Annotated in this window: 21 protein-coding genes; 12 read left to right on the top strand and 9 right to left on the bottom strand. The window is 59.3% G+C overall.

The window, feature by feature from the left end:
- Positions 1-254 precede the first annotated feature (254 nt).
- Together D1641_RS05470 and D1641_RS05465 are read left to right on the top strand one after the other, a co-directional pair.
- Positions 255-1,565 carry an ATP-binding protein gene (locus D1641_RS05470; RefSeq protein WP_201757254.1) on the top strand — a complete coding sequence of 437 codons (1,311 nt, stop codon included), beginning with the start codon at positions 255-257 and terminating at the stop codon, positions 1,563-1,565.
- A gap of 36 nt (positions 1,566-1,601) precedes the next feature.
- Positions 1,602-4,256: a TrlF family AAA-like ATPase gene (locus D1641_RS05465; protein WP_160663473.1), complete on the top strand. Its 2,655-nt coding sequence runs from the start codon at positions 1,602-1,604 to the stop codon at positions 4,254-4,256.
- A gap of 139 nt (positions 4,257-4,395) precedes the next feature.
- Here the strand turns inward: D1641_RS05465 and sigK are convergent, their stop codons facing one another.
- From sigK to D1641_RS05450, 3 genes are all read right to left on the bottom strand, one after another.
- Positions 4,396-5,043 (bottom strand): RNA polymerase sporulation sigma factor SigK, encoded by a 648-nt coding sequence (gene sigK / locus D1641_RS05460; protein WP_160663471.1) that lies wholly within the window; start codon positions 5,041-5,043, stop codon positions 4,396-4,398.
- A gap of 83 nt (positions 5,044-5,126) precedes the next feature.
- Positions 5,127-5,828, bottom strand: coding sequence for an RNA polymerase sporulation sigma factor SigE (sigE, locus tag D1641_RS05455; RefSeq protein WP_243149273.1), 702 nt, complete (start codon positions 5,826-5,828; stop codon positions 5,127-5,129).
- 111 nt (positions 5,829-5,939) lie between these two features.
- Positions 5,940-6,809 (bottom strand): sigma-E processing peptidase SpoIIGA, encoded by an 870-nt coding sequence (locus D1641_RS05450; RefSeq protein WP_160663469.1) that lies wholly within the window; start codon positions 6,807-6,809, stop codon positions 5,940-5,942.
- A gap of 171 nt (positions 6,810-6,980) precedes the next feature.
- On the opposite strand from D1641_RS05450, the gene D1641_RS05445 reads away from it, so the two are divergent.
- The 5 genes from D1641_RS05445 to D1641_RS05425 all read left to right on the top strand — a co-directional run bounded on the left by D1641_RS05445 (position 6,981) and on the right by D1641_RS05425 (position 12,326).
- The gene (locus D1641_RS05445; RefSeq protein WP_160663467.1) at positions 6,981-7,298 is read left to right on the top strand and encodes a helix-turn-helix transcriptional regulator; all 318 of its coding nucleotides are present in this window, start codon (positions 6,981-6,983) and stop codon (positions 7,296-7,298) included.
- Positions 7,295-8,464: a DUF2812 domain-containing protein gene (locus D1641_RS05440; protein WP_160663465.1), complete on the top strand. Its 1,170-nt coding sequence runs from the start codon at positions 7,295-7,297 to the stop codon at positions 8,462-8,464. Before D1641_RS05445 ends, D1641_RS05440 begins: the two co-directional genes overlap by 4 nt.
- Positions 8,465-8,492: 28 nt before the next feature.
- Complete coding sequence (locus D1641_RS05435) at positions 8,493-9,731, top strand: DUF2812 domain-containing protein (RefSeq protein ID WP_160663463.1); 1,239 nt, start codon at positions 8,493-8,495, stop codon at positions 9,729-9,731.
- Between the two features lie 76 nt (positions 9,732-9,807).
- Positions 9,808-11,082, top strand: a complete 1,275-nt coding sequence (locus D1641_RS05430) for a DUF2812 domain-containing protein (protein ID WP_160663461.1) — start codon at positions 9,808-9,810, stop codon at positions 11,080-11,082.
- A complete protein-coding gene (locus D1641_RS05425; protein WP_160663459.1) occupies positions 11,079-12,326 on the top strand; it encodes a DUF2812 domain-containing protein in 1,248 nt (415 codons plus the stop codon). Before D1641_RS05430 ends, D1641_RS05425 begins: the two co-directional genes overlap by 4 nt.
- Positions 12,327-12,348: 22 nt before the next feature.
- On the opposite strand, the gene D1641_RS05420 is transcribed toward D1641_RS05425, so the two are convergent.
- From D1641_RS05420 to D1641_RS05410, 3 genes are all read right to left on the bottom strand, one after another.
- Positions 12,349-12,942 carry a DUF4093 domain-containing protein gene (locus D1641_RS05420; protein ID WP_160663457.1) on the bottom strand — a complete coding sequence of 198 codons (594 nt, stop codon included), beginning with the start codon at positions 12,940-12,942 and terminating at the stop codon, positions 12,349-12,351.
- Positions 12,943-13,035: 93 nt separating this feature from the next.
- A complete protein-coding gene (gene holA, locus D1641_RS05415; RefSeq protein WP_160663455.1) occupies positions 13,036-14,121 on the bottom strand; it encodes a DNA polymerase III subunit delta in 1,086 nt (361 codons plus the stop codon).
- Positions 14,122-14,137: 16 nt separating this feature from the next.
- Positions 14,138-16,438, bottom strand: coding sequence for a DNA internalization-related competence protein ComEC/Rec2 (locus tag D1641_RS05410; protein WP_160663453.1), 2,301 nt, complete (start codon positions 16,436-16,438; stop codon positions 14,138-14,140).
- A 198-nt stretch (positions 16,439-16,636) separates the two neighbouring features.
- Between D1641_RS05410 and D1641_RS05405 the strand changes: the two genes are divergently transcribed.
- The 5 genes from D1641_RS05405 to D1641_RS05385 all read left to right on the top strand — a co-directional run bounded on the left by D1641_RS05405 (position 16,637) and on the right by D1641_RS05385 (position 20,405).
- Complete coding sequence (locus D1641_RS05405) at positions 16,637-17,038, top strand: ribonuclease III domain-containing protein (protein WP_160663451.1); 402 nt, start codon at positions 16,637-16,639, stop codon at positions 17,036-17,038.
- A gap of 1 nt (position 17,039) precedes the next feature.
- A complete protein-coding gene (locus tag D1641_RS19835) occupies positions 17,040-17,324 on the top strand; it encodes an antitoxin Xre/MbcA/ParS toxin-binding domain-containing protein (protein ID WP_160663449.1) in 285 nt (94 codons plus the stop codon).
- A gap of 88 nt (positions 17,325-17,412) precedes the next feature.
- On the top strand, positions 17,413-19,179 hold the full coding sequence (locus D1641_RS05395; protein ID WP_160663447.1) for an NFACT RNA binding domain-containing protein: 1,767 nt from the start codon (positions 17,413-17,415) through the stop codon (positions 19,177-19,179).
- Between the two features lie 101 nt (positions 19,180-19,280).
- Complete coding sequence (locus D1641_RS05390) at positions 19,281-19,964, top strand: hypothetical protein (RefSeq protein ID WP_160663445.1); 684 nt, start codon at positions 19,281-19,283, stop codon at positions 19,962-19,964.
- A 3-nt stretch (positions 19,965-19,967) separates the two neighbouring features.
- A complete protein-coding gene (locus D1641_RS05385) occupies positions 19,968-20,405 on the top strand; it encodes a hypothetical protein (protein WP_160663443.1) in 438 nt (145 codons plus the stop codon).
- Between the two features lie 45 nt (positions 20,406-20,450).
- Here D1641_RS05385 and D1641_RS05380 read toward each other — a convergent pair whose 3' ends face one another.
- The 3 genes from D1641_RS05380 to dnaG all read right to left on the bottom strand — a co-directional run bounded on the left by D1641_RS05380 (position 20,451) and on the right by dnaG (position 26,643).
- Entirely contained in the window at positions 20,451-23,468 is a 3,018-nt protein-coding gene (locus D1641_RS05380; protein ID WP_201757253.1) for a tetratricopeptide repeat protein, read from the bottom strand.
- Between the two features lie 122 nt (positions 23,469-23,590).
- The gene (rpoD, locus tag D1641_RS05375; protein ID WP_160663539.1) at positions 23,591-24,802 is read right to left on the bottom strand and encodes an RNA polymerase sigma factor RpoD; all 1,212 of its coding nucleotides are present in this window, start codon (positions 24,800-24,802) and stop codon (positions 23,591-23,593) included.
- 83 nt (positions 24,803-24,885) lie between these two features.
- A complete protein-coding gene (dnaG, locus tag D1641_RS05370; RefSeq protein ID WP_243149270.1) occupies positions 24,886-26,643 on the bottom strand; it encodes a DNA primase in 1,758 nt (585 codons plus the stop codon).
- Between the last annotated feature and the right edge of the window lies 1 nt (position 26,644).

Below are 26,644 nucleotides of genomic sequence, written 5' to 3'. Positions count from 1 at the left end.
AAAGGCCCACTCTTTATAGAGCAGACCTTTGGAGCCATTCGTCTCATAGTATGTTGGCGTTTTTTAATTCCCCCTCTTAAAAATTCGTTCAACGAGTCCTATGCCCGCGATATTGCCCTCCTGCCCACAGCAAAAATCTTTCTATTTCAATGTAAAAAATCGTGTCAAATTTATTTTTTATTATTTTGATGTAATAAACTTGCTTTCTGGGCATAAATATGCTATGCTTGACATGAATAGGGAGGGTAATGATTATGCAGAAGCCAATGCTGAAAAAGCGCGACCTCTATCTGAATCGGATGATTGCATTTCAAGACACCGAGATGATAAAAGTCATAACCGGTATACGGCGCTGTGGGAAATCCAGCCTCATGAAACTGATGGCCCAGCATTTGCGTGAAAACGGCATTGGCCAGGATCAGATACTGGAAATGAACTTTGAGTCCATGAGCTTTCCTGATATGGATGTCAGAGGTTTTTACGAATATGTGAAAGCCCGTGTCCTACCTGAGCGGCGGATGTACTTGTTCTTTGACGAGGTACAGAGAATCTCAGGTTGGGAAAATGCTGTCAACTCCTTCCGTGTAGATTTTGATTGTGATATTTATATCACTGGCTCTAATGCCTACTTGCTTTCGTCTGAGCTGTCCACCTACCTTTCTGGCCGATATGTTGAGATCAAGGTACTCCCCCTTTCTTTTAAGGAGTTTTTAGATTTCCACGGCTACACCGTGACTGAAAAAAAATCGCCTACTGGAGCACTGAAGCGTCGGATCACAGACCAGGACGGCGATATTTACGATGAGCGGGAACTGTTCAATGAATATGCCCGGTTCGGTGGTATGCCTATGTTGGCAGATGTGGGCCTGGAAATTGACCGTGTAACAGCGGCGCTGGACGGCGTGTACTCCGCCGCTGTTGTCAACGATATTTTGGAGCGTGAAAAGCGGAAGGGGCGCCGCACCATCACTGACCCGGTCCTGCTCCGAAAAATCATCATGTTCCTAGCAGATAACATCGGTAACAATGTGTCTGCGACCTCTATTGGCAACACGCTGGTCAACGAGGGTCTATTAGAAGAAAAAGGCCGCAGGAAACCTGCGGTGCATACGATACAGAGCTATATTGAGGCACTGTTGGAGGCGTATATCTTCTACGAGATCAAGCGGTTCGACATCAAAGGCCGGGAGTATCTGCGCACACTGGGCAAGTATTATATCGTGGATATGGGCCTGCGGAACTATCTGTTAGGTTATCGGGATGGCGACAGTGGGCATATTCTGGAGAACATCGTCTATTTTGAGTTGCTGCGGCAGGGATATGATGTAGCCATCGGAAAGATTGACAACCAGGAAGTAGACTTTATTGCCACAAAGGCGGATGCGAAGAAGTATATTCAGGTTACGGAGAATATGAATGCTCCAGAAACCCGGGAGCGGGAATTGGCTCCGTTACGGAAAATTCGGGACAATTATGAGAAATTGGTGATTGCGTTAGAATGTGACCTAATGCAGACACAGGATGGGATTAGAATTCAAAGCGTGTTAGATTTCCTTTTAAAATAGAAATTTTTATTTATAGATAGAAAGAGGGTCTTTGTAATGAATGGAGCAAAATGGTGGAAATTTGATTTCCATTTGCACACACCGGCATCATCTGACTACAGAGAACCAGAATTATCTGCCAAGGATTTCTTACTTTCTGCTATGCAAAAACATATTGACTGTATTGCTATTACAGATCACGATTCTTGTGCTTGGACAGAAATTTTACGAACAGAATTACAGAATATTAAAGCTGAAAATAGTGATTTATACAGAGAACTCGCCATTTTTCCTGGGGTAGAAGTCGAAGTCTTTCCTGCAATTCATTTGTTGGCCATTTTTGATCCCCAAAAACCTGTTGATGATATATCTTCAGTAATTTCACGCATACAAAATGGTGGAGATCAAATAAAATTTCACCAAGCAGTAAACTTAATCCAACATTCTGGGGGCATTGCAATTCCGGCACATGTGAATGATGTAAAGGGTCTTTTTAATGCAGTTGACGGTAGTGCACTGAAAAATGTGTTGGACAACTGTGATTTTTTTGCGGTTGAAGTTACAGACCCCATGTATCAGCTCCCACAGCTTTGTGTAGATATGAAGCGTGAATTTACTTATGTTATGGGATCTGATGCGCACAAGTGCTCTGATGTTGCAAAACGATTTTCTTGGGTTAAGATGGAAGCTCCAACTATTGAATCTTTGGCCCTCGCCTTACAAGACAGGGAGGATGGAGTTATTATAGATGGGACAAGCGTTGATGATCCAAATAATCTTGGTGAACGTTGCTTCATTGAAAAATTAGAAATTGAACAAGGACAAAAAATAGGGAATGGAGCTGCATTTTGTATACATTTTAGTCCTTGGCTCAATACAATAATTGGAGGTCGAGGATCAGGCAAAACAACCATTACAGAGTTTTTGCGTATTGCCTTCGGGAAAGTCCATAATCTTCCAAGTGAAATAGAGACCTCATTTAATAAGTTTTCAAAAATCCCAACTAGCCGCACAGATGTTGGTATGTTGCGTCCAAATACGACAATACAAGTTCATGTAAAAAAAGATGGACGAAAACTTAAATTGATTTGGGAATCCGAAAAATGGACTGAATATTACTATGAGCATGGTGACTGGAAACTAAGTGATGGGGCTGGTAATGTTGACCAGAGGTTTCCTGTCCAAATTTATAGTCAAAAGCAATTATATGAAATGGCGGAAGATCCCAATTGCTTGATTCATTATATCGACAGCTTATTTGACTATGATGCTTGGAAACAACAACTATCAACTCTTAGTGAAGAATACAAAACTATATGTAGACAGTCGCGAGAAATAAGTAATAAAATAGCCCAAGAAGAATCCCTGAAAGCACGTTTAACTGATCTCGATGCGAAAATTCATGCACTTGAAACCGTTGCAAATAATCCTATACTAACAACCATAAAATCATTTTCTTCCAAGTATGAAACCTTTAAATCAGAACTGGCTACCATCATCTCCAGACTGTCTGAGTTGCAGTATGATATTGTTCAAACAACTTTGGTAGATCAGGTCGATATTGATGCCATCTTAGACGAAGAGTCAGCTAAAAAATATAAACGCTTTATTTTAGAGTGGAGCAAATTGATGAGCGAGTATATAGCTCTACAAGAAAAAATGGTTGCTCTGAAGAATGCCGCAGAAGAGTTAAGTAAAAATCACCGTATATCTGCTGATTTTGAAACCGCTAGAACAGAATATTTAAGTGCAATTTCTCTTTTAAAACAACGAGGAATTGATAGCATTGATGAACTTGAGACACTGTATTCTCAGAGAACGGATTTGGAGCAAAAAATTGCAGATGTACTATATTGGAAAAATCAGTTGGAAGAAATCGAGGGAAAAAAGTCTGCTCAATTTGAAGCAATCATCTCGCATCAAAAGCTATTACGTCAAGAGCGGGCTCGTATCATAGCGGAGTTAAATTCGGACCAAGTACGGATCACATTGCTCCCTATGCAGGATATGAGTTTAGCTGAGAAAGAATTTAGAAATATTATCCGTAAAGATAGCCAGTTTCAATCTGACATCCTTGATTTAGATGATATTCATAATTCTTTCATTGGACAGCTCTGCGCCCCGAATCATGGAGCAGATATTTGGCAGAATAGATTAGAAACTCTGTCTAGCCTTATAAACAAAGATCTTGGCGGTAAAAAGTACGGGAAACGTTTTAGTGCTTATATTTCTTCTTTGTGTATTGAGCATCCTGAGGATATTGACGACTTGCAAATATGGACTCCACCTGATGCTATTCAATTGGAAATTAAAATGGATGGGAGGTTTTCAAATATTGCTCAAGGCTCAGCTGGACAAAAGACAACAGCATTATTGTCTTTAATTTTGCGTTCTAATAATGGCCCCCTCATTATTGATCAGCCAGAAGATGATTTGGATACGAAACTGATTTCTGAAATGTTAGTATTTGAATTGCGTAGACAAAAGCTTAAGAATCAAGTGATTGTCGTGACACATAATCCAAACATTCCAGTTAATGGTGCCGCAGAACAAATAATCGCTATGTACTTTACGAATGGGCAGGTTCTCTGCAAGGTTGAGGGAGCATTGCAAAATCAGGCGATTAGAAATGAAATCTGTGATGTTATGGAGGGTGGGCGCGATGCCTTGAAGAAGAGATATTTTAGAATATATAAGCCTTTATACCAATAATCCGAGCAAATATCAAATGATGAATGGCCGCTTATCTCCCTAAAATTCCTCCACCGTTTGCAATAACCACGGTGCTACCCCAAACATCCGATGCCCGGACAAGCCCTTGCGTTGCAAGGCTTTCCGGGCATCGTTTACATTAAGCGCGGCGGGATACATAGGACCGACTGATGCCGCACCGGCTGGCAATTTCCCGCTGAGTCTGGGGCAGCTTATTGTTCAGGCCGTAGCGCAGAGTGATAATCATCCGCTCCCGCGGAGTCAGACAGGTCTGGACGCATTGACGGACCTTGACGCAGGCATCCCGAGTATCCAGATCCTCCAGCATGTTGTCGTCTACCGCGATCACATCCATCAGCGACAGGGTCCCTCCGTCCCCCGCCGCCTCCAGGGTGTCGGTGAGGGATACCTCACTCTGGAGCTTGCGCTGCGCACGAAAATGCATGAGAATCTCATTTTCAATGCACCGGCTGGCATAGGTGGCCAGCCTTACATTTTTATCCGCCTTGAAGGTGGAGATTCCCTTAATCAGTCCAATGGTCCCAATGGAGATCAGGTCGTCCTGATCTCCGGTTTGAGCGTAATATTTTTTAACGATATGCGCCACCAGGCGCAGGTTGTGCTCCACAAGGATATTTCGTGCCTCCAAATCCCCCTGGGCGCAGCGCTCCAGATATTCCTTCTCCTCCGCGGCCTTCAGCGGTCTGGGAAAGGAGCCTCCTCCTCCAGACAGGCGCAGGGTAAAAAACAGTCCGTTCATCATCAGGTAGATCACAGGTGACAGCATTTTATCACACCTCCGCTCTACCTTATTCGCACCCGGCACGTCCCTATACCCCCTCCTGCCGCTGGCCTGGCGGCGGGACATCCTCACAGCATTTTCACAATCTCCTTTTTCAGCCGGGCGATGATCCGCTTCTCCAGCCGGGAAATGTAGGACTGGGAGATGCCCAGCCGGTCGGCCACCTCCTTCTGGGTGCACTCCCGCCGGCCGTCCAGCCCAAAGCGCAGGGTAATGATATGCCGCTCCCGCTCGTTCAGCCGCTCCATGGCCTGGCGGAGCAGCTGCCGGTCCACGTCGGCCTCCAGGGGCTGGACTACCAGGTCCTCGTCGGTGCCCAGCACGTCGGACAGCAGCAGCTCGTTCCCGTCCCAGTCGGTGTTCAGCGGCTCGTCGAAGGACAACTCTGTCTTTTGGTTGGCCGTCTTGCGCAGGTACATCAGGATTTCGTTCTCAATGCACCGGCTGGCATAGGTAGCCAGCTTGATAGCCTTAGCGGGCTGATAGGTGCCCACCGCCTTGATGAGCCCGATGGTGCCGATGGAGATCAGGTCCTCAATATTGATCCCTGTATTCTCAAACCGGCGGGCGATATAGGCCACCAGGCGCAGGTTGTGCTCGATGAGGCGGTTTCGGGCCTCGGTGTCCCCCGCCTCCAGGCGGGCGATGAGCTGGGCCTCCTCCTCCCGCTTCAGGGGAGCGGGAAGTGTGTCGCTGCCGCCGATATACATCACCTTGCCCGGAACCAGCAGTCCCAGCCGGTTCAGGAGAGCTGACAGGCCCTCTTTCAGATTTATGTAAACTGTTTTCAATACAAACACCTCGTTCATTTCCGTTCTGTAGGGGCGCATATTATGCACCCGCAATATGCAGATACGTCCGCGGGCGGATGATATCCGCCCCTACATACCATCCACCGACCCGATCAGCGCCTGATACCCGCCTCCGTCGGACACAGGGGTGGGAGACAGGGCCACCAGCGCAGGGCCTCTCCCCTGCCCGTCCAGTTCCAGGCTGTCCGCCCGGACGCACAGCAGCAGCCCCCGCTCCACCCCCACGCTGCGGTAGGGCAGCAGGCGGAACCTGGCCTTCCACTCCCCTGTCCCCAGCCGGGTCAGGGCGGAGGAGGGGTCCGTCAGGTCGGCGGGACCAGGGCGGTGGTCCGGCGGAAAAAGCGGCCCCAGCCGATCCCCCTCCGCCACCACCACCGGGCGGCCGGAGGCGGGATCGGTGAGGGTGTTCCCTGTGTCCACCAGGGCGGTGAGGACCACCTGCTCCCTGCCCAGCCGCAGCCGGAGGGGCACCAGCTCCCTGTCAGTGGCGCTGTGCCGCCCTATCCGCTGAAACACCAGGGTTATCACTCCGTAGCACACCGCCGCCGACAGGAGGACCACCTTGATATCCAGTGCGGAGTAAAACACCCCGTTTCCCAGAGCGAGTCCTGTCCCTCCCAGCAGACCAATCGCAACCACCCCGCCCCCCAGGGCGCAGGTGAGAGCCACAAACAGCAGCCCCTGACGCAGCAGCCGGCGGCTGCCCCCGTAGGCGGTTACCAGCATCAGGACCAGGGAGGCCAGCCTGCACAGGGGGTGGGCCAGAAAGCCCAGTCCGGGCAGGAAGATGGCAACTGCATACATCCCCCCCAGCGCCCCGCCCAGGGCGAAGCGCCAGCGCAGGAGGGGCTCCCCCGCCAGCCGGGCAGCCGCCAGCAGCAGCAGGTAGTCGATGACCCCGTTGAGGAGGAACAGCGTATCCACATAGATAATTGTCATGGTCTCGCCTCCCCCCTCAGCACGTCCTATTATAGGAGCTTGGCCTGGAGAAAGCGGTCAGATTTTTGATAGGGCTTTGGGGCGAATTTGGTCCGGCCTATTGACATCCGTGTAATATCCTGTTATAATATCGTCAGACGATATTATAAACCGATAGAAAGGAGAAGCAGTATGCCAGGACGGGAAAAGGGGCCGCTGACCGAGCCCATGTACTATGTGCTGATGTCCTTCCTGCGCCGGGAGATGTGCGGCACTGAGGTCACCGACTTTGTGGACCGCAAGACAAAGGGCCGGGTGCGCCTGGGTCCGGGGACGCTGTATACCCTGCTGGCCCGGTTCCAGGATGAGGGGATGATTGCCGAGACCTCGGTGGATGGCCGGAAGCGGACCTACAAGCTGACCGACAAGGGCCGGGCGGCCTTCGAGGAGGAGCTGGCCCGGCTGCGGGCCTGCGTCAACGACGGACTAGAGGAGGAGGAAGCGCCATGAGCAAGCTTTGTATTCGATTTTCGCCGTTAAACGGCTATGACATCCCCGGCCTGGAGAGCTGGCTGGAGAAGCAGGCGGCCAAGGGTCTGGTATTCGCCATGACTATGGGGCCTCTGGTCCTGTTCGAGCGTCAGGAGCCCGCCAAGCTGCGGTTCCACCTGGAGCCCGCCCCCAGCAAGCCCGACTGGACCGACCCGGAGCTGAACGAGCTCTACGAGCAGGCGGGGTGGAAATACCTGGGGCTGTTCCGAAACAGCTTTGCCGTCTTTGTGACGGAGGACCCGGAGGCCCAGGCCCACACCGACCCGGAAACCTGGGATTACGCTCTGAAACGGTTCCTCCGGCGGAAGCTGCTGGGGGGCGTCGGGCTGGCAATCCTGAACTTTGTCCTGCTGAATTTTTCCTGGTCCTCCCAATTTACCCCGGAATACATTCACTACTACTGGGCGGAAATTTTGAGCTACGGCTTTTTGCCTTGGATACTGACCGTCCTGGGACTGGTGCTGATGGATATCTCCTACCTTCACGGCCTGTTTGTCCTGTGGCGGCTCCACCGGCAGACCAAGAGCGGCCTGCCCATGACCCCCGCCCCGGGCAGCCGCCTCAGCGGAGCGCTGGCGGCCCTGTCCGCCATCCCCCTGTTTCTGGTGGCGGTGGAATTTGCCTTTCTCTGCGCCACCCACGGCTACTTCCCCTACGATCTGGCCGACTCCAACTTCGTCACCCTGACCGAAATTGAGGGCTCCGGTTTTCAGATTTCCCAAAAATGGCCCGACTATATGGACTACATCTCCCATGAGTACACCCCCCTCACTCCCGAAAGCTGGTTCTTCCGGCAGTACGGCGTCGGTCACTGGAACGAGGACGGTACGGAAAACCGGAACGTCCCACATTTGGAGATCAATATCACCCGGTATTTCCTCCCCAACCTGGCAGAGCGCCGGGTGTGGGAGTGGGAGTCCTGGGGGCGGGGCGGCTATCGGGACCTGGAGCCAGCCTATGACCTGGACCAGATCCGTTTCTGTGAAGATGAACATCTGGATGGAACAATATCCTATTATCTGATCCTCCGCAGGGGCGGCACCGTCCTGCGGGTGGAGTACCGGGGCGAACAGGACATCACCCAATTCCTGCCCCGGTTCGCCGAGATGATTGACAGCCTGTGAATCCCGTTGTGTGAAAGGAGGAGCCGTTATGACCGAAATCAGACCCATCCCCTGTTCCTTTTTCGACATCCCCGGCTTGCAGAGCTGGCTGGACGAGATGGCCTGTCAAGGGCTGTTCCTGCAAAAATTCAACTTCCACCGGGACCGGGCCGTCTTTACCGTGGGCGACCCCTATCCGGTGCGCTACCGCCTGGACCCGGTGGGAAAAAGCAAAAAGAAGGACCGGGAGCGGGCGGAGCTGTACCAGGAGGCGGGCTGGACCCATGTGGTCACCATCTCCAAGGCGTTTCACATCTTCTCCTGCGGCGACCCCGACGCCCCGGAGCTGTACTCCGACCCCCAGTCCCTGTCCCTGGCTCTGGACGGGACCATCCGGGCCCAGATTCGGTATCAGCTGTCCTTTGTCCTGAGCACCCTCCTTCTGATGGGCGGCCTGCTGTTCCTGACCCGGGACATCTTCTGGGCGGACTTTCTCCTGTGGACCAGCCCCCGGAATCTGTTCACCCTGGCCCTCACCGCCATACTGTTTCCCGGCCTGTTCCTCGTCCTCGCCCTGGAACTGCGGAAGCTGCTCAAAATTCAGCGCACCCTGGCCCAGGGCCTGCCCCTGAAGGCCAAAAAGCGCTGGAACCGGCCCCGGTGGATTCTGGTGTGGATAGCTGTCTACCTGCCCCTCTCTCTCTTCCCCAGGGTGTTTCTGGAGGACTATCGCCCCAAGCTCTACAGTCTGGAGGAGGCTGTCCTGTCCCACCCCTGGCCCACTCTGGGCCAGCTGGAGGGGACCGGCCCCCGCCCTCTGGAGGAGGAGCCCAAGGTGGACGGCCACGTCCACCAAAACGACTCCTGGTTCGTCCCGGTGCAGGAGTACGTCTCCATCGACTGGCGGACACACTCCATTCCCACCGACACCGGAAAGATTCCCGGCATCGAGCGGCCCTACTCCCTGTGGACCTATTTTCAGTACGACCGGGCCCGCTCCCCCAGGGTGGCCCAATGGGTGTATGAGCTCCGCCGGGACGAGGAGGCCAAGTACCTGACCCGAGCCCAGAAAAACACCAGCTTCTACGGCAAGGTCACCGACCTCCAGCCCTGGGAGAAGCTGGACTGGCCCGGCCTGGACCGGCTGGAGGCTGTCCGCTACCGCCAGCAGGACCAGGACTGTTGGACGCTCGCCGCCCTGCGGGGAAATGAGGTCCTGATGATCTGCTACGTGGGCTATGCCGGCCTGGAGGACTGCCTGCCTCTGTTCCTGGAGGCGATGGATTAAATTGTGCGGGCGGATACTATCCGCCCCTGCACGATGTTCCAGATTCTGATGGCCGCGGCAGTAAAAGGAGGTTTCCATGAAAAAACTGGTTTGGAAGATATTACCTGTGGAGCCCTATGACATGCGGGGGCTGGAGGAGTGGCTGGCCGCCATGGCCGCCCGGGGGCTGCATCTGGTCAAGATCGGCACAGACTTTGCCCGCTTCGCCCCCGGTACGCCCCGGGCCGGGGTGCGGTACGCCCTGGACATCAAGGCCTGGGGCGACATCGACAAAGAGCGCAACGAGCTCTATGCCCAAGCGGGATGGGAGTTTGTCACGACACTCAAGGGGCTGTATTATGTCTACCGCACCGCGGACCCGGCCGCCCCCGCCCTGCACACCGACCCGATGACCCAGAGCTTTACCTTCGACCGCCTGCTCCGCCGCAGCCGTTGGACTCCGTTTATCCTCCTCGCCTTTGCCCTCTTTTCGTGGCGGAGCATCTTTGCGGACTTTTTTGACAATCCCTGGATTCTCCCCAACAGCTTCCTGCTGAATACAGAGGCAGCCTGCCTGATCCTGGCGCTCTTTGTCTGCTATGCTTTGAGTCTCTTCCGCTCCATCCGTTGGCGGCACGCCTTGAAGGTCCTGCAAAAACAGCTGGCTGACGGCATCCCCTTAGATGAGGGCCGCCGCTGGCCCCGGCGTTTCCCCTTAAAGGAATGGGCCCCGCTCATCCTTTGGTTCTGCGCCGCTCTGGTCTGGGGATTTTGCATACAGCCTAAGACCTCCAAGCAGCTGCCCCTCCCGGAGGACTGGAACTTCCCCCGCGTCAGTCTGGAGCAGGTAATGGAACGGGAAGACGTGGTCAACCTGACCGCCGAGCCTTCCAGCGGGAGGCTCCTCCCCCACCCCACCTGGCGGCGCTCCCTTCTGGTCCCGGAGCAGATCAGCTTTCAGCAGTGGGGTACCGCCCTCCTGGAGGACGGCAGCGCCCAGGAGTGCAGCGTCTATCTTCACCTGTACCGCCTGCGCTTCCCGGACATGGCCCCCCTCCTGCTGCGGTGCCTTCAGGAGGACCAGCTGGCCTGGTGGCGGCGGTATGAGAAAAACACCGGGGAGTACCACATCAACTCATTGCTGGCGGAGTTCTACATCAACTCACCACTGGCGGAGTTCTCCGGCTTCCAGAGCGTGGACCACCCCGCCTTCGACGCACTGACCGTCCTCACCTGGCGGACCGAGAACATGGACGCGCCCAGAAAGCTCTACGCAGGCCAAATAGGGAACCTGGTGTTCACGCTGAGCTGCTCTGGCCCGGCAGACGTTGACCAGGCGCTGGAGATTTTTGTAAAGGAGGTCACAAAATGAAGCATGTCTTTAAAACCACCCCGGTGTCCCTGTTCGACATCCAGAGCCTGGAGGGCTGGCTGGAGGAACAGGCCAACGAGGGGCTTTTCCCCCTGTGGGTCAACGGCGACTTCACCCAGTTCCGCCGGGATGACGCCGCCCCCGGCACCCGCTTCCGGCTGGAGGCCGCTGACGGCAAAGAGGCCCCGGAGCCGGAACAGCTGGAGCTGTACAAAGAGGCGGGCTGGGAGTATGGAGATATGGTGGGCAAAGCCTACTTCCTCTTCTACACCACCGACCCCAGCGCCACTGAACTGCACACCGACCCGGTGACCCGGGGACTGTCCCTGGAACAGCTGGCTGGGGAAGTTCAGAAAGCCCGCAGGAAGCAGCGCATTTGGCGGTACGTCATTTTGGGTATTCTGATCGCCGGGGGCGCCGTGATCTGGCGCGTCGATTCCCGCCAGCTGCCCCTCTACTTTCTGGATATGTCCGGAAGTTTGCTCATTCTTCTGCCGCTCTTTCTCTGTTTTTGGCGGAACGACGAACGGGAGTACCGCTGTCTGCTGGACCTCCAGCGCTCTCTGGAGCTGGGCATCACCCCCAAACCCCACCGCCCAAGGCGGCGGAACTTCTGGTTTGTCCCCTTCTGGATCGCCATTCCGCTGTTCGGTCTTATCATCGTTCTGTGGACGGGGCGCCTGTTCGGCTTCTGGGATTACCCGACAGCCAAGCCGCTGGAGGACTTCTCCGGAACTTATGTAAACCTCCAGCAGCTGGAATCGGAGCCGTTGCTCACCTATGAGGATCTCTTTGGCGAGCCCCACCACAAGTCCCCCGGCAGCGACTGGGGAGAGAGCACTGTCACCCGGAAATTTGCCCTCCTCTCCCCCGGCTACTACACCGTGAATCAGACCCTGCTCAGCCCGGAGGACTGGGAGTCAAAAAGCGGCTACTCCTCCTCCGGGGAACCGGAGTATGTCTACTCCCCCACCCTGGAGGCGGTCTACTTCCACCTGCTTATCCCTGCTATGGCCCGGCCCGTCGCCCTGGCCCAGATGGCGGAGCAGGAGGCCGTCAACCTGACCTGGACCTATGAGGAGATCGACTACCCCGGGCTGGACTTCGTCATCCTCTCCCGGAGCAACTCCCAGTATCAGGGGGTGGCCGTGGCGAAGGGCGGGCGGCTGGCCGTTTTTCACTACGGCGGCCGGGAGGACCTGGCCGACCACCTGGACGCGCTGGCGAAAGCGGTAAACCCGTAGGGGGCGGCCTCCGCGCCGCCCCCTACAAATTCTCCAATATCTCCTCCGCCTCCTCCCTGCTGTAGCAGCCGTTGAGGACAGCCAGCAGGGCGTTGGCAGACATGTGCTCCGGCAGCTCCAGGCGCTTTAAGAGGGCCTGACGCCGCTCCCCGCTCCCCGGCCCTCCGGACAGGCCGGCGGCGAAGAAGTCCGCCTTCGTCAGGGGCGGGCCGGAGAGGCCCGGCAGGGTGTTCTCCTCCAGAAAGACAGCCCCCGCCCGGCGGAGGACGTCCTCCAGCACAGCGGGGGGCATCCCCTCCACCCCCAGCTTGCCCTCTCTCCCCGGCTGGCGCTTGCGCCGCTCCTTGCCGTAGACATCGGGGATATAGGCGTGCTTTAAAAATCGGGCCGGGATGGCCCCCTTGATCCGGTTCCGGATGACGAAGCCCGCCCCGTCGGAGTCGGTGAGGACGATCAGTCCCCGCCGCTCCGCCGCCCTTCGCAGCAGGGCCATTTTTTCCGGGTCCTTAAAGATTTGAAAGCCCCCTGTCTCCAGGATCAGGGTATCCACCACCTGGGACAGGGTGTTTTTGTCGTACCGGCCCTCCACCGCGATGGCCTCTCGGATGCAAAACATGTGCAGGTCACCTCCCAAAAGCCTCCCTTCGCAAGGGGAGGTGGCATTTCCGAAGCAAATGACGGAGGTTTTTCCCTTTCCCCCCATTGGTCCCTATAGGAAACCCCCAGTCAGCCTACGGCTGACAGCCCTCTTTGCGAAGGGGGGCTTTTCATCTCCCGTTGCCAGCTCCAGCAGCAGGGCAGTCAGCAGCTCCCTTGGGTCCTGGCCGGTGGACTTCATGGCCAGATCGGTCTGGGCGCACCGGATGACAGCCCGCCTGCACCAGGGCAGGGAAAACCGCCGGGCACTGTTCATCAGCCGGTCGGCGGGGTAGCGCATGCCCCACAGCTGGGCCACATAGGCGGCGCTCCTCCGCCCGTCCAGGGCCAGCCGGGCGGAGTAGAGCTGGCGCAGCTGCTTGCCCAGGGCGGCCAGAATCTCATAGGGGCTCTTCTGCATCTGGTACAGCTCCCCCAAAATCTTCGCCGCCCGGTCGTAGTTCTTCTCCCCGATGGCGTCGGCGATGCGGAACACCACAGCGCTGAGCTGGGGGGTGGCTACTGCGTCAATGTCCGCCTGGGTAATCTTGGGTCCCCGGGCGTAGGCGGCGACCTTTCCGATCTCCTGCTGGAGGCCGTGCATCAAATCGCCGCACAGCTCAATCAGGTACTCACACAGCCGGACATCAATGTCCTTACCCTGGGCCTTAAAGTGCCTGCGGACCCAGTCGGCCAGCTCCCGCTGGCCCTGGCGGACAAAGTTCACCGCCGTGCCGTACTGCTTCACCGTCTGGGCCAGTTTGGTCCGGGCGTCCGGCTTGTAGTCGATGAGGTCATAGAGGAACACCAGACAGCAGTAATCGGGCAGGCTGGACAGGATGCGGATATACTCCTCCTTCTCCCCCGCCTTGAACAGGTCGAAGTCGGTGACCTGAATCAGGGTCCGCTCCGCCATCATGGGCAGGCAGTCCACCGCCTCCTCCAGGGCGTGGGGAGACATGTCCCTGGCACTCAGGTCGTGGCGGTTGAACTCCCCCAGCCCCCCGGTGAGCACCGCCTCCCGCAGGCGGCCAAGATAGTGGTCCCGGAGGTAGGTCTCCTCCCCGTGGAGGATGTAGAGCTGCCCCAGCGTCCCTGTGGACAGGTCCTTTTTCAGTTTTTCAAATCCGGATGTATCTGGCTTGGCTTTCGGCGGCATGGCCGGTCCCCCTCTGTCACTTTAATTGGACCTCTATTGTCCCGTGCAGGTCGGTGCGGTAAATTTCGGCCCCCGCCTCGTGGAGGCGGTCCAGCGCGCCAGCGCCTGGATGTCCGTATTTGTTGTTCAGCCCCACGGAGATCAGGGCCAGCTCGGGCTTTACCTTCTCAAGCAGCTCCCGGGTATTGGAGGTGTCGGAGCCGTGGTGGCCGGCCACCAGCACCTCAATATCGGGCAGGGCCGCCGACTCTGCCAGCCGCCGCTCTCCCTCTGCCTCCATGTCGCCAGTGATGAGGACATCGTTCCTGCCAACGGTGGCCAGCACGGTCAGGCCCAGCTCATTGGCGGTCCCGGCATCGGACATGGGAGGGAGCACCAGCACCTTGCCCGACCCCATCTCAAGAGGCAAGTCCTCCCGGATGAACAGGACCTGTATGTCCCGCTCCTCCGCGGCGGCAACAATCTCTGCCCGGAGTGGGCTGTCCTCCTCCACATCGGGCAGGCAGATGGTCCCCACCCTGACCCGGCGGAGCAGCTGGGGAACGCCGTTGGCGTGGTCCGCGTGGTAGTGGGACACCACCAGCATATCGACCTCGCTCCGCCCCAGGGCCTGCAGGTAGTCGGCCGCCACGTCGCCGGGGTTGTCCCGGCTGTCGCCGCCGCAGTCCACCAATGTCAGATACCGCCCAGTTCGCACCAGCACACTCTGGCCCTGGCCCACGTCCAGCACGGCCACTGCCATATCCCCCACATAGAACGCGGCCCGGGTCAGCGCCACCGCCAGTACCAGCGTGACCGCTCCGGCGGCTGCAGGCATCCACAGGGGGCGCCTTCCCTTCACGCGGACGGAGACCAGCAGCAGAGCGTAGACCAGCACCACCCAGGCCCGGTAGCAGACAGAGTCCAGAGGCAGGGCGGCCAGGGCGGGCCTGGACAGCAGGTCGATGACCCACTGGAGGTAATAGACCAGCCCTGTAAAGGGAATCGCCAGTACAGCCGCCGCCCCGGGCAGAAAGGCCCCAAGCGCCCCCGCGGCCAGTCCGCCCAGAAACAAAAAGCCGATGGCCCACAGGGTGAGCAGATTGGACAGGGGCGAAATCAGGGAGATCATATTGAAATGGACCGCCACCAGCGGAATGGTAAGCAGAGAGGCGCCCAAGGTGGCGGAGAGTGTGGAAACAGCAAAGTAAGGCGCCGCCCGCAGGCACTTCTCCCTCCGATTTTTGGGCCTTTTGTCCAGGCGGAACAGCTTGACCAGCCGGTCCTGGACCTGGTCGGACACGAGAAGGATGCCCGCCACCGCCGCGAAGGACAGCTGAAGGCCGATATGTGCGGCGGAAAAGGGGTTGAGCCACAGCAGAAGCATGAGGGCCAGCGCCAGGGAGGTTGGGCCGTCCCGTTCCCGGTCCAGCAGGGGTGCGAGCTGGAGCATCAGCACCATCACCGCCGCCCGGAGCACCGAGGGGGTGTTTCCCGCGATACCGCAGAAGAGAAACACCCAGAGAATGGTCAAAAGGGCGGTAGACCGCCTCCCCCGGCCCAGCAGGGCGGTAAGCAGGCTGGACAGAAAAGCCAGGTGCATTCCGGACACCGCCACCGTGTGGCTCAGGCCGGTCCGCTCCAGAGAGGTGGTGAACTCGTCGGTAAGGCTGCTCCGGTTGCCAGTCACCAAGGCCTGGACAAAGCCGGCGGCGTCCTCCGGAAAGGCGGCGGCAATCCCCTCTCTCAGGGCCTTCGCCGCCCAGGCGGCGTAATACTGGGGCGGGACATGGTCCGGCCTCTGAACGTCCAGCCGGCCATAGGCCTGGGCCCGGAAAAAGACGCCCTTGGCGGTGTAATAGGTAATCCTCTCCCCGGCAAAGGTCCGGTCCCCCAGGGTGCAGCGGGCGACAGTCTGAACGCGGTCACCGGGGCGCAGGCCTGCTCCCTGTTCGTCGGTGTAGAGGATGGCGGACAGCTTCACCCAGCTCTCTGTCTCCGCCTGAACTACCACCGTACAGCCGCCGTAGGCCCCCTCCTGGGGCCAGTCGGACACCGTGGCGGTGAGCCGGACGGTCCGGCCGTCCAGATCCCTGGCGGGCTGGAAGAACACCGCCATATACAGCGCCGTCCACAGGAAGCCCGCCGCTAGGCCGGACAGAATCAGCGCGGTCCTCAGCCGGACATGTCCCTCCCGCCTGCGCAGGGCAATCCAGCCGGCTGCCGCCGCCAAAATCAAAATCGCCCCTAAGGGGAGCAAAAAGAGGTCCAGTCCGCCGTAGATGGTGAGAAAGATGGCAGCGGAAAAGGAGAAGGCAAAGGCGGCCAGTATGCGCATATCCTCTCCCCCTCCCCGGCTTTTTTCCAGAGTATCACGTTTGGGGAAAATTTGCAAGTAGGGCGCGACGACCCGGCGCGCCGTTTTCCAGCCCTCTGCCCTTTTATAGGCGGGGCGCCGGGGTCGTCGCCCCCTACTTGCCATCCCTGAAAAAATGTGATAAAATCATCCCACTTCGCGAAAGAGGAGCTCTTTGCCATGACCGACTACTTCCACCTGAACACCGACAGGAACACCCTTCTCTCCCTGTCCACCCTGGGGCTGGCCCACCTGGGGGACGGGGTCTACGAGGTGATGGTCCGCTCCTGGCTGGTGCTCCACGGAAAGGCGAAAGCCAAGGACCTGCACCGGGCCACCGTCAAGTATGTGGCCGCCCCCGCTCAGGCGGAGCGGTTTGAGCGGATTCAGCCCCTCCTCGACCAGGAGGAGGCCGACGTCTTCCGCCGGGGCCGGAACACCGCCCCCCACTCCATTCCCAAGGCGGCCAGCCGGGCCCAGTACCAGACCGCCACCGGCCTGGAGGCCCTGTTCGGCTGGCTATACCTCCAGGGGAGGACAGAGCGGCTGAACGAGTTATTTGCTGTGATGATGGAGGAGTAATGTGGAATGTCATAAAATTCAGGAATTAGCGTTAATATTTGACTCTTTAGAGGCTGAATACTGCAATTTTTCTCAGCATTTTGATGGTATTTCTGTCGAAGAAAACGAGCTGCCCGGTATCCCAACCGAGCTTACAAAAGTTATCAAGGGGGTCCTTGGCGTTCAATCTTCTAAATGGATTTACAAAAAGGTTCCGGCTCTTAACCACCAATGTCCAGCAGATATGATTAAAACGGAGGCTGGATACAAGGCTGTTAAGCTAATTTTAATGCGGATGCCTCTGTAGGGGCGGATATCATCCGCCCGTAAATGATAGGCAGGACCTGCGGGCGCATAATATGCGCCCCTACAAACGATCCCAAGAGGTGATCTCTATGCCCTTAGACGCGCTGTGCTTATCTGGCGTCATCCACGAATTGAATACCAGCCTGGCCGGAGCCCGGGTGGATAAGATCTACCAGCCCGGCCGGGACGAGGTGGTGCTGGCTCTGCGGACCCAGAACACGGGCAACGTGCGCCTGCTGCTGTCGGCCAGCCCGCCCCACCCCCGGCTCCATCTCACTACCCTCCCTCTGGAGAACCCGGAGAAGCCCCCCATGTTCTGCATGCTGCTGCGCAAGCACATGTCCGGGGCCCGGCTGCTGGAGATCGTCCAGACTCCCCTGGAGCGGGTGGCCGTCCTCCGCTTTGAGGCCCTCAACGAGCTGGGTGACCGGGTGGAGCGCAAATTGGTGCTGGAGGCCATCAGCCACAAGACCAACCTCCTCCTGCTGGACGGAGAGGGCCGCATCCTGGACTGTATCCGCCACACCGGGGGAGACGTCACCGCTGGACGCATTCTCCAGCCGGGGATGTTCTATCGGCTTCCCCCAAGGATTGACAAGGAAAATCCCCTTACGGCAGACAGGGAGAAACTGGAGGCTCTGCTGTCCGCCGCCCCGGAGGAGGCCCAGGCGGACAGATGGCTGCTGGACACCTTCGGCGGGCTGTCCCCCCTGGTCTGCCGGGAGCTGGCCCACCGGGCCGGAGGCTCCACCGATATCCGGCTGAATGCCTTGGGCCCGGAGGGTCGGGGGCGGCTGCTGGACCGCCTCACGGAGCTGCAAAACATCGTAATGGAAAACCGCTTTACACCGACTGTAGTCTCTCTGGACGGCCGGCCAAAGGATTTCACCTTTCTGCCGGTGGAGCAGTATGGGGGAGCGGCGGAGATTACCGCCTGGCCCGGCTTCTCTCCCCTGCTGGACGCCTTCTTCGAGCAGCGGGAGCGCCAGGACCGGGTAAAGCAGAAGGGCCAGGACCTGATTAAGCTGGTCACCAACGCCCGGGACCGCACCGCCCGGAAGCTCGGCAATCAGGAGAAGGAGCTGGCCGCCACAAAGGACCGGGACCGTCTGCGCCAGCTGGGCGACATCGTTACCAGCAATTTTTACCAGATGGAGAAGGGGATGGCCCGTCTCCGGGCGGCGGATTTTTACGATCCCGAGGGAAAGGAGATCGAGATCAAGCTGGACCCCCTCCTCACCCCCCAGCAGAACGCCGCCAAGTATTATAAGGATTACAACCGGGCCAAAAAGGCGGAGGAGATGCTCACCATTCAGCTGGAGAAGGGCCGGCAGGAGCTGGACTATCTCAACAGCGTGCTGGAGAACATCTCCTTGGCCGAAGGGGAACGGGACCTGACAGAGATCCGTCAGGAGCTGACGGACACCGGCTACCTCCGCCGCCCCGGCAAGGCCAAGGACCGGGGCAGGCGGGCGGTATCCAAGCCCATGGAATTTATATCAACCACCGGCCTGCGCATCTCGGTGGGCAAAAACAACAGCCAGAACGACCTGCTCACGTGCCGGCTGGCGGGCAAGGGGGACATCTGGTTCCACACTCAGAAAATCCACGGCTCCCACGTGATTTTGTGGACTGAGGGAGGCCAGCCTGACCTGCAAAGTCTGAACGAGGCCGCAGTGCTGGCCGCCTGGTTCTCCCAGGCCCGGGACAGCAGCAAGGTGCCGGTGGACTACACCCCTGTCCGGTATGTCAAGAAGCCCGGGGGCGCCCGGCCCGGCATGGTAATCTACACCACCTATGAGACCGCCCAGGTCACCCCCGACGGGGAGCTGGCCAAGCGGCTGAGGGTGAAATAACAGCGCCAAGCGGCTGCCCTTGACCCGGGACAGCCGCTTAATTTTCCCAGCTTTTCGCCGATATATATGATATCAGCCATCAAAAAAGGAGTGAACAGTTTATGGACATTATTTTTGACCCCAGAGCCGGCCAGATTTCTCCCATCCGGACGGCCCGGTTTGCCGCCCCGGAGAAAAAAGCGGACCAAACCCCGGAGCAATCTCAGGACAGGCTGGAGCTCTCCTCCAAGGGGCGGCAGGCCGCCGCAGAAGCGCCTGGCCCTGACCAGATCTGGGTCAACATGACCAGAGACGAATTGATGTCCATGGTTCGGGAGCAGCTGGGTGAGCAGAAGCTGGAGGTCAACTGGAACGCCACAGTGGACCCGGACGGGCAAATCTGGTGCAAAAGCTATTTCGACTCCTACATCTCCCAGATCACGGAGTTTCGCGACGCCGCTGAAGGCGCCATCAAAGACTACTACGCCGGCGCCTTCCAGGAGGCGCTGAACAGCCCTCTGGGACGGGACCTGCCCAGCCAGCTGAATTTCATCGCCGCCAAGTATCAGTGCTCCTGGAGCGGCTACTTTGACGCTGGTATGCCGGCAGGAGAGCGGCAGTGGACCTACACCCAGGTGCGGGCCATGCTCACCGGCTCCGGTCTGCGGCTTAATGACCCCTATGCTTTGAAGGATATCCATGTTCCCACCGTGGAGGAGACCTCCAAAATCGCCAGGCAGGCCGCCAATGACAAGATCAATGAGCTGGTCCGGCAGGCGAAAGAGGCCTCCGGAATTTCCAACTAAGGTATGAAGAGACTAAGACCCCTGCTCTATGCTTTGGTCCAGTGCACCTGGGGGCTGATTCAGACAGTTCTGGGCGGAGTCGTCCTTCTGCGGTACTGGAGCCGCCCCCACTTCCGCTACCACGGCGCGGTGGCGACGGTCTATCCCCTCTACTCCAGCCTGTCCCTGGGGCTGTTCCTCTTCATCACGGACAAGCCCCCGAACGGTCAAGACAGGCAGCTGCTGGTCCATGAGTACGGGCACACGATTCAATCCCTGATCCTGGGCCCGCTCTATCTGCCGCTGATCGGTCTGCCCTCCCTCCTGTGGGCCCAGCTGCCCGCCTGCCAACGGAGATGGCGCAGCGGCATATCCTATTACGGCTTTTATACCGAGAGATGGGCCGATCTCCTGGGCGAACGGGTGACGGGGGAGCCCTCTATGAGACTGACAGGACTATAAAGAACCGGCGGCTGACCCAATGTCAGCCGCCGGTTTCTAAATACTTTACTTTTTGAAGAAACCGAACAGGCCGCCCCTTTTCTTCTTCTCCGGCGCCTTGGCCTTGGGGGCCGGGGGCGCGGGCTTGTCAGCTTTTGGGGCGTTGTAGGTGTAAGGGCCGCTGGCCGGCTGGTCGTCCAGCCGCTGGAGGGCCTCCTTGGCGCTCTGATAGCCCTTGTCTGCGGCCTTCTGATAGAGCTCCTTGGCCTTGGCCAGGTCGGCCTGGATGCCGTTGCCCTCCTCATAGCACTCACCCAGCAGGAACAGCGCCCGAGGCTGACCCCGGTCGGCGGCCTTCTGGAACCACTTGACGGCCTCCGCCTCGTCCTCGGCCACGCCGATGCCGGTGTAGTAGCAGTACCCCAGGTTGCACATGGCGGTGACGTTGCCGCTGTCGGCGGACTGGCGGTAGTACTCAGTGGCCTTCTTTTTGTCCTCCATCACGCCCCGGCCCAGCTCATAGCACAGCCCCAGCATACACAGCGCCCGGGTCTGGCCCTGCTCCGCCGCCCGGCTGAACCACCGGAAGGCCTGATCGTCGTCCTTTTCCACCCCAATGCCCTCGTAGTAGCAGTACCCCAGGTTGCACTGGGCCCGGGAGTAGCCCCGCTCCGCCGCCTGACGGTAGAGCTCCACTCCGCGCTTCTTGTCCATCTCCACGCCGATGCCCAGCTCGTAGCACAGCCCCAGAGAGCAGATGGCAGGGGGATAATCCTGCTCCGCCGCCTGGCGGTACAGCTCCGCCGCCCTAGTCTCGTCCTTCTGGGTGCCGTAGCCGTTCTCATAGCACTCGCCCAGCAGCTGAACGGCCCGGGTGTATTCCTGACCGGCCGCCTTCTGAAACCACATGAAGGCCTGACTGTCGTCCATCTCCACGCCAATGCCCTGGTAGTAGCAGAAGCCCAGATTGCATTGGGCCCGGGCCATTCCCCGTTCCGCCGCCTGGCGGTAGAGCTCCACCGCCCGGGCCTTGTCCATCTCCACCCCGTCGCCGTATTCATAGCATACGCCCAGGGCGCAGGTTGCGGGGGGATAGCCCCCCTCATGGGACTTCTGATAGAGCTCAACCGCCTTTTTCAGGTCCTTCTCCACGCCGTAGCCGTTCTCATAGCACTCGGCCAGCAACTGCTGGGCCCGGGGGTAGCCCTGGTCGGCGGCTCTTGTGAACCACTTCACCGCCTGCTCGTTGTCCTCCTCCACGCTGATGCCCTGGTAGTAGAAGAAGCCTAAATTGCACTGGGCCCGGGGATAGCCCCGCTCGGCGGCCTTGAGGTAGAGCTCCCGCGCCTTCTCCTTGTCCTCCTCTACCCCCTGGCCCAGCTCATAGCACAGGCCCAGGGAGCACATGGCGGGGACATTCCCCCTGTCGCTGGCCTGCTGGTAGAGCTGCGCGGCCTTTGTCAGGTCCTGTTCCACGCCGTAGCCCCGGTCATAGCACTCGCCCAGCAGCTGCATACCCCTGGAATAGCCGTCCGCGGCGGACTTCTCAAACCATTTGGCAGCCTCAGCGTCGTCCTCCTCTACCCCGATGCCGACATAGTAGCAGTAGCCCAGGTTGCACTGCGCCCGGGAGTCCCCCTTCTCGGCGGCCTCCCGATACAGCTCCACCGCCCGGGCCTTGTCCATCTCCACGCCGGTGCCCGTCTCATAGCACAGCCCCAGCGAGCAGGAGGCGGGGGGATAGCCCGCCTCCCGGGCCTTGGTGTACAGCTCCACCGCCCGGGCCTCGTCCTTTTCCACGCCGTAGCCGTTCTCATAGCACTCGGCCAGCAGCTGCATCCCCCGGGGATAGCCCTGCTCGGCGGCCTGGGCAAACCACTTCACCGCCTCGTCGTTGCTCTCCTCCACGCCGATGCCGGTGTAGTAGCAGAAGCCCAGATTGCACTGGGCCCGGGGCATCCCCCGCTCCGCCGCCTTGCGGTAGAGCTCCACCGCACGGGCCTTGTCCTCGGCCACCCCCTGGCCCAGCTCATAGCACAGGCCCAGGGAGCAGAAGGCGGAGGTGTAGTCCTTCTCCGCCGCGCTCTGATAGAGCTTGACCGCCCGGTCATAGTTCTGCTCCACGCCGAAGCCCCGGTCGTAGCACTCCCCCAACAGGAACATGGCCCGGGGATACTCCCGCTCGGCGGCCTTGGTGAACCACTCCACCGCCTGCTCCGGCTTCTCCCTGGTGCCAATGCCTATGTAGTAGCAGAAGCCCAGGTTGCACTGGGCGGGGGGAAAGCCCTGCTCGGCGGCCTCCCGGTACAGCTCCACCGCGCGCTCCTTGTCCTCCTCCACGCCGGTGCCCGACTCGTAGCACAGCCCCAGGGAGCAGGCCCCGTCAGGGTAGTGCTGCTCATAGGCGGCCCGGTAGAGCTCCACGGCCTTGGCCGGGTCCTTCTCCACCCCGTAGCCGTTCTCAAAGCACTCCCCCATGAGCACCTGAGCCCGGGGGTAGCCCTGCTGGGCCGCCTTGGCGAACAGCTCCGCCGCCATATCGTTGTTCTCCTCAAAGTGGATGCCCTGGTAGTAGAAGTAGCCCAGGTTGCACTGGGCGGGGGCATAGTCCTGATCTGCGGCTTCCTGATAGAGGTCGGCGGCGTGGCCCTTGTCCATAACCACTCCGTGGCCCAGCTCATAGCACAGGCCCAGCTCAGTCACGGCGGGCATATAGCCCTGATCCGCCGCGTCGGCGAACAGCTCCACCGCCCGGACCTCGTCCTTCTCCGTGCCGATTCCCCGGACATAGCACAGGCCCAGATAGTACTGCGCGGCGATGTTGTCCCCCTCGGCGGCTCTGCTGAACCAGTAGAAGGCCTGCTTGCCGTCCTTGGGGGCGCCGTCCTCCCCGTAGTAGTAGCTGCGGCCCAGGCTGTACTGGGCCTCCAGGTCCCCGTCCTCGGCGGCGGATTGGAGGGCCTTCAGGTCCTCCTGCTTCCGCTCCGCCAGATCGTTCAGGCTGCTCATCAGCTTGGGATCGATATAGACCATCATGGAATCCTGATCGAAGGAGCCTGGATTCATGCTTTTCTCATCTGCCATGCAAACCGCTTCCTTTCTCTGTATTTCCGGAGGGGCTGTTCCGTAGGGCGCGACGACCTCGGCGTGCCGCTTTTCCGAACATTCCCCGTATTATAACGGCGGGCCGGGTCGTCCCGCCCTACTCAGTTCAAAAAGTCCTTCAGTTTTTTGCTCCGGGAGGGATGCCTCAGCTTGCGCAGGGCCTTGGCCTCAATCTGGCGGATGCGCTCCCGGGTGACGTTAAACTCCTTGCCCACCTCCTCCAGAGTGCGGGTGCGGCCGTCCTCGATGCCGAAGCGGAGCTTGAGCACCTTCTCCTCCCGAGGGGTCAGAGTGGACAGCACCTCAATGAGCTGCTCCTTCAGCAGGGTGAAGGAGGCGGCCTCAGCGGGCTCGGATGCGTCCTCGTCGGGGATGAAGTCCCCCAGATGGGAGTCCTCCTCCTCGCCGATGGGGGTCTCCAGAGAGACAGGCTCCTGGGCGATCTTCAAAATCTCCCGCACCCGGTCGGCGGGCATATTCATCTCCTCGGCGGTCTCCTCAGGGGTAGGGTCGTGCCCAAGCTCCTGGAGCAGCTGGCGCTGGACCCGGATCACCTTGTTGATGGTCTCCACCATATGCACCGGGATACGGATGGTCCGGGCCTGGTCGGCGATGGCCCTGGTGATGGCCTGGCGAATCCACCAGGTGGCGTAGGTGGAGAATTTGAAGCCTTTTTCATAGTCGAACTTCTCCACCGCCTTGATAAGCCCCAGGTTGCCCTCCTGGATCAGGTCCAAAAACTGCATTCCCCGGCCCACATACCGCTTGGCGATGGACACTACCAGCCGCAGGTTGGCTTCGGCCAGCCGCTGGCGGGCCCGCTCCCCCTTCTTGACGGTCCTCTCCAGCTCCTTCCGGAGCTCCTCGGGAATCTCCTCCCCCGACTTCTTCAGCTCGTCCAGCTGCTCCTGGGCGGAGGTACCCGCAGTCATGGTCTGAGCCAGCTCCACCTCCTCCTCGAAGGTGAGCAGGTTCACCTTGCCGATCTCCTTCAAATACATGCGCACCGGGTCATCGGTGCCGAAGGTGTCAATGAGGGTGTTGGGATCGACAATCTCCTCCTCACTGATCTCCTCCATCTCCTCCGCCGGAGGCTCGGCCGTGTCGGACAGCTCGGGGATATAGTCCTCCCCCACCGTCTCAATGCCCAGATTCTCCAGGGTATCATAGATCTTGTCCATCTGGTCCGCGCTCAGCTCCATATCCTCCAGCGCGTCCAGCAGCTCGTTGGAGGAGAGGTGCCCCTTTTTCTTTCCGCGCTCGATGAGCTCGCCCAGCTTCTCCGCTCCGTTGACCCCCTCCACAACCTTCATGATCTCGATCTTGCCGGTCTCCATTCGGGCCTGGATGTCAGTCTGCTTCTCCGGAACGGTCTCGGGCTCTTTCTTTTTTGTGCTCATTTTTTCTCCTCCATATATGCTTTTTTCTTCTGATATTTCTTCTGCATGGCCAGCAGCAGGGCGTCTCCCTGGACCTCCCCGCCCCGCCTCAGTCTCTCGCCTCGGATGAGGGATATGTAGTCCGCAACAGCCCGCTGGCTGTTGGCCGCCGCCTGGGGCTGGGCGGCCACCTGGGCCAGGTGGTCCATCTCCTCCCGGTCAAAGTCCCCGGCCAGGGCGGCCAGCTGGGTGGACAGCCCCTCCTCCGCCCGGCGGCGCAGCAGGTCGAAGGCCCGGCCCAGCAGGGGGGAGGAAAACTCCGCCCCGGTGAGGCCGTCCAGCCTCCCGGCCAGGGACGGGTCCAGCATCAGCAGCCGGAGCAGCCCCTCCTCCGCCAGGGCGGAGCGGATGTTCTCATACCGCAAGCCCCGGGCTTTGGGCTGGAGCTGGCTGGCCGGCGCCAGCTCCCGGCGCTCCTGCCGCTTCCTCGCCTTGCGCAGCCGGGCCTTAAAGGCCCGGTCCACCTCCAGCTTCATGGCCTCGGAGGTAATTCCCGCCGTCTGGGCGGCGTGGCCGCCGTAGACCTCCCGCTCCGCCGCGCTGTGGAGGCCGGAGATCAGCTGAGCCGCCTCCTGGGAGAAGGCGACGCGCTGGGTGTCGTCGCTCAGGTCGTACTTCTTCTGAACCTGGGCCAGGCGGTAGTCCACCTGGTTCTCGCTCTGGTCCAGCAGCTTGGCGAAGGCGTCCCGTCCATAGGTCTTAATGAACTCATCCGGGTCCTTGGCCCCCTTCATTTGCAGGACCCTCACCTTCAGTCCCGCCTTCTCCAAAATCGGGATGGCCCGCTGAGCCGCCTTTACGCCGGCCCCGTCCCCGTCGTAGGAGATGACCGCCTCCTTAAAATACTTGGCCAGCAGCTGGCCGTGTTCCTCGGTGAGGGCGGTGCCCAGAGAGGCCACCGCGCTGTCGAATCCCGCCTGGTGGAGGGAGATGGTGTCCATATATCCCTCTGTCAGGATAACCCGCCCCGCCTTGGAGCTCTTGGCCACGTTCAGGGCAAAGACGTTACGGCTCTTGTTGTAAACTGGAGTGTCCGGGGAATTGAGGTATTTGGGGGTGGAGTCGTCCATCACCCGCCCTCCGAAGCCGATCACATTGCCCCGCACATCGATGATGGGGAACATCACCCGGTTGCGGAAGCGGTCATAGATGCGGCCGTCCTTGTTGCTCACCGCCAGGCCCGCGTCCAGCAGGTCCCGCTTGTCGAAGCCCTGGGCGGACAGCTCCTTAATCAGCGCGTCCCAGCTGTTGGGTGCGAAGCCCAGGCCAAAGTTGGTCAGCGTCCGCCTGGACAGCCCCCGCCTCTGGAGATACCCCAGCCCCTCTGCCCCCTCCGGGGCGTTGAGCCAGCAGTAAAAGGCCCGGGCAGCCTGCCTGTTGATGGTGAGGAGCTTCTCCCGGCGCTCCCTGGCCCCGGGGGAGGCGCCGAGCTCCGGCATCTCCATTCCCGCCCGCTGGGCCAGCACCGCCACCGCGTCCTTGAAGGGCAGGTTCTCCAGCTCCATCACAAAGTTGATGGCGCCGCCCCCCTTGCCGCAGCCGAAGCACTTGTACATCTGCCGGTCGGGCACCACATGGAAGGAGGGGGTCTTTTCGCTGTGGAAGGGGCAGCAGCCCCACCAGCTGTTCCCTTTTTTTGTCAGGTGCACCGACTCGGACACCAGGTCCACAATATCGGTCCGGGCTATGAGCTCGTCCAGAAATCGCTCGGGCAAG

This window comes from Colidextribacter sp. OB.20 (genome assembly GCF_009911595.1).
Lineage (GTDB): Bacteria > Bacillota > Clostridia > Oscillospirales > Oscillospiraceae > Lawsonibacter.
Note: the sequence above shows the minus strand (reverse complement) of the source record. Positions and strands in the feature narration are given on the sequence as shown.

Excerpts from the sequence above, each read along its gene's own strand:
- D1641_RS05380 (WP_201757253.1), bottom strand. The coding sequence starts at position 23,468 with ATGGCAGATGAGAAAAGCATGAATCCAGGCTCCTTCGATCAGGATTCC.
- D1641_RS05470 (WP_201757254.1), top strand. The coding sequence starts at position 255 with ATGCAGAAGCCAATGCTGAAAAAGCGCGACCTCTATCTGAATCGGATG.
- D1641_RS05445 (WP_160663467.1), top strand. The coding sequence starts at position 6,981 with ATGCCAGGACGGGAAAAGGGGCCGCTGACCGAGCCCATGTACTATGTG.
- D1641_RS05465 (WP_160663473.1), top strand. The coding sequence starts at position 1,602 with ATGAATGGAGCAAAATGGTGGAAATTTGATTTCCATTTGCACACACCG.
- sigK (WP_160663471.1), bottom strand. The coding sequence starts at position 5,043 with ATGCTGTCACCTGTGATCTACCTGATGATGAACGGACTGTTTTTTACC.
- D1641_RS05395 (WP_160663447.1), top strand. The coding sequence starts at position 17,413 with ATGCCCTTAGACGCGCTGTGCTTATCTGGCGTCATCCACGAATTGAAT.
- D1641_RS05425 (WP_160663459.1), top strand. The coding sequence starts at position 11,079 with ATGAAGCATGTCTTTAAAACCACCCCGGTGTCCCTGTTCGACATCCAG.
- D1641_RS05390 (WP_160663445.1), top strand. The coding sequence starts at position 19,281 with ATGGACATTATTTTTGACCCCAGAGCCGGCCAGATTTCTCCCATCCGG.
- D1641_RS05450 (WP_160663469.1), bottom strand. The coding sequence starts at position 6,809 with ATGACAATTATCTATGTGGATACGCTGTTCCTCCTCAACGGGGTCATC.
- D1641_RS05385 (WP_160663443.1), top strand. The coding sequence starts at position 19,968 with ATGAAGAGACTAAGACCCCTGCTCTATGCTTTGGTCCAGTGCACCTGG.
- D1641_RS05420 (WP_160663457.1), bottom strand. The coding sequence starts at position 12,942 with ATGTTTTGCATCCGAGAGGCCATCGCGGTGGAGGGCCGGTACGACAAA.
- holA (WP_160663455.1), bottom strand. The coding sequence starts at position 14,121 with ATGCCGCCGAAAGCCAAGCCAGATACATCCGGATTTGAAAAACTGAAA.
- D1641_RS05405 (WP_160663451.1), top strand. The coding sequence starts at position 16,637 with ATGACCGACTACTTCCACCTGAACACCGACAGGAACACCCTTCTCTCC.
- D1641_RS05440 (WP_160663465.1), top strand. The coding sequence starts at position 7,295 with ATGAGCAAGCTTTGTATTCGATTTTCGCCGTTAAACGGCTATGACATC.
- rpoD (WP_160663539.1), bottom strand. The coding sequence starts at position 24,802 with ATGAAGGTTGTGGAGGGGGTCAACGGAGCGGAGAAGCTGGGCGAGCTC.
- D1641_RS05435 (WP_160663463.1), top strand. The coding sequence starts at position 8,493 with ATGACCGAAATCAGACCCATCCCCTGTTCCTTTTTCGACATCCCCGGC.
- D1641_RS05430 (WP_160663461.1), top strand. The coding sequence starts at position 9,808 with ATGAAAAAACTGGTTTGGAAGATATTACCTGTGGAGCCCTATGACATG.
- D1641_RS05410 (WP_160663453.1), bottom strand. The coding sequence starts at position 16,438 with ATGCGCATACTGGCCGCCTTTGCCTTCTCCTTTTCCGCTGCCATCTTT.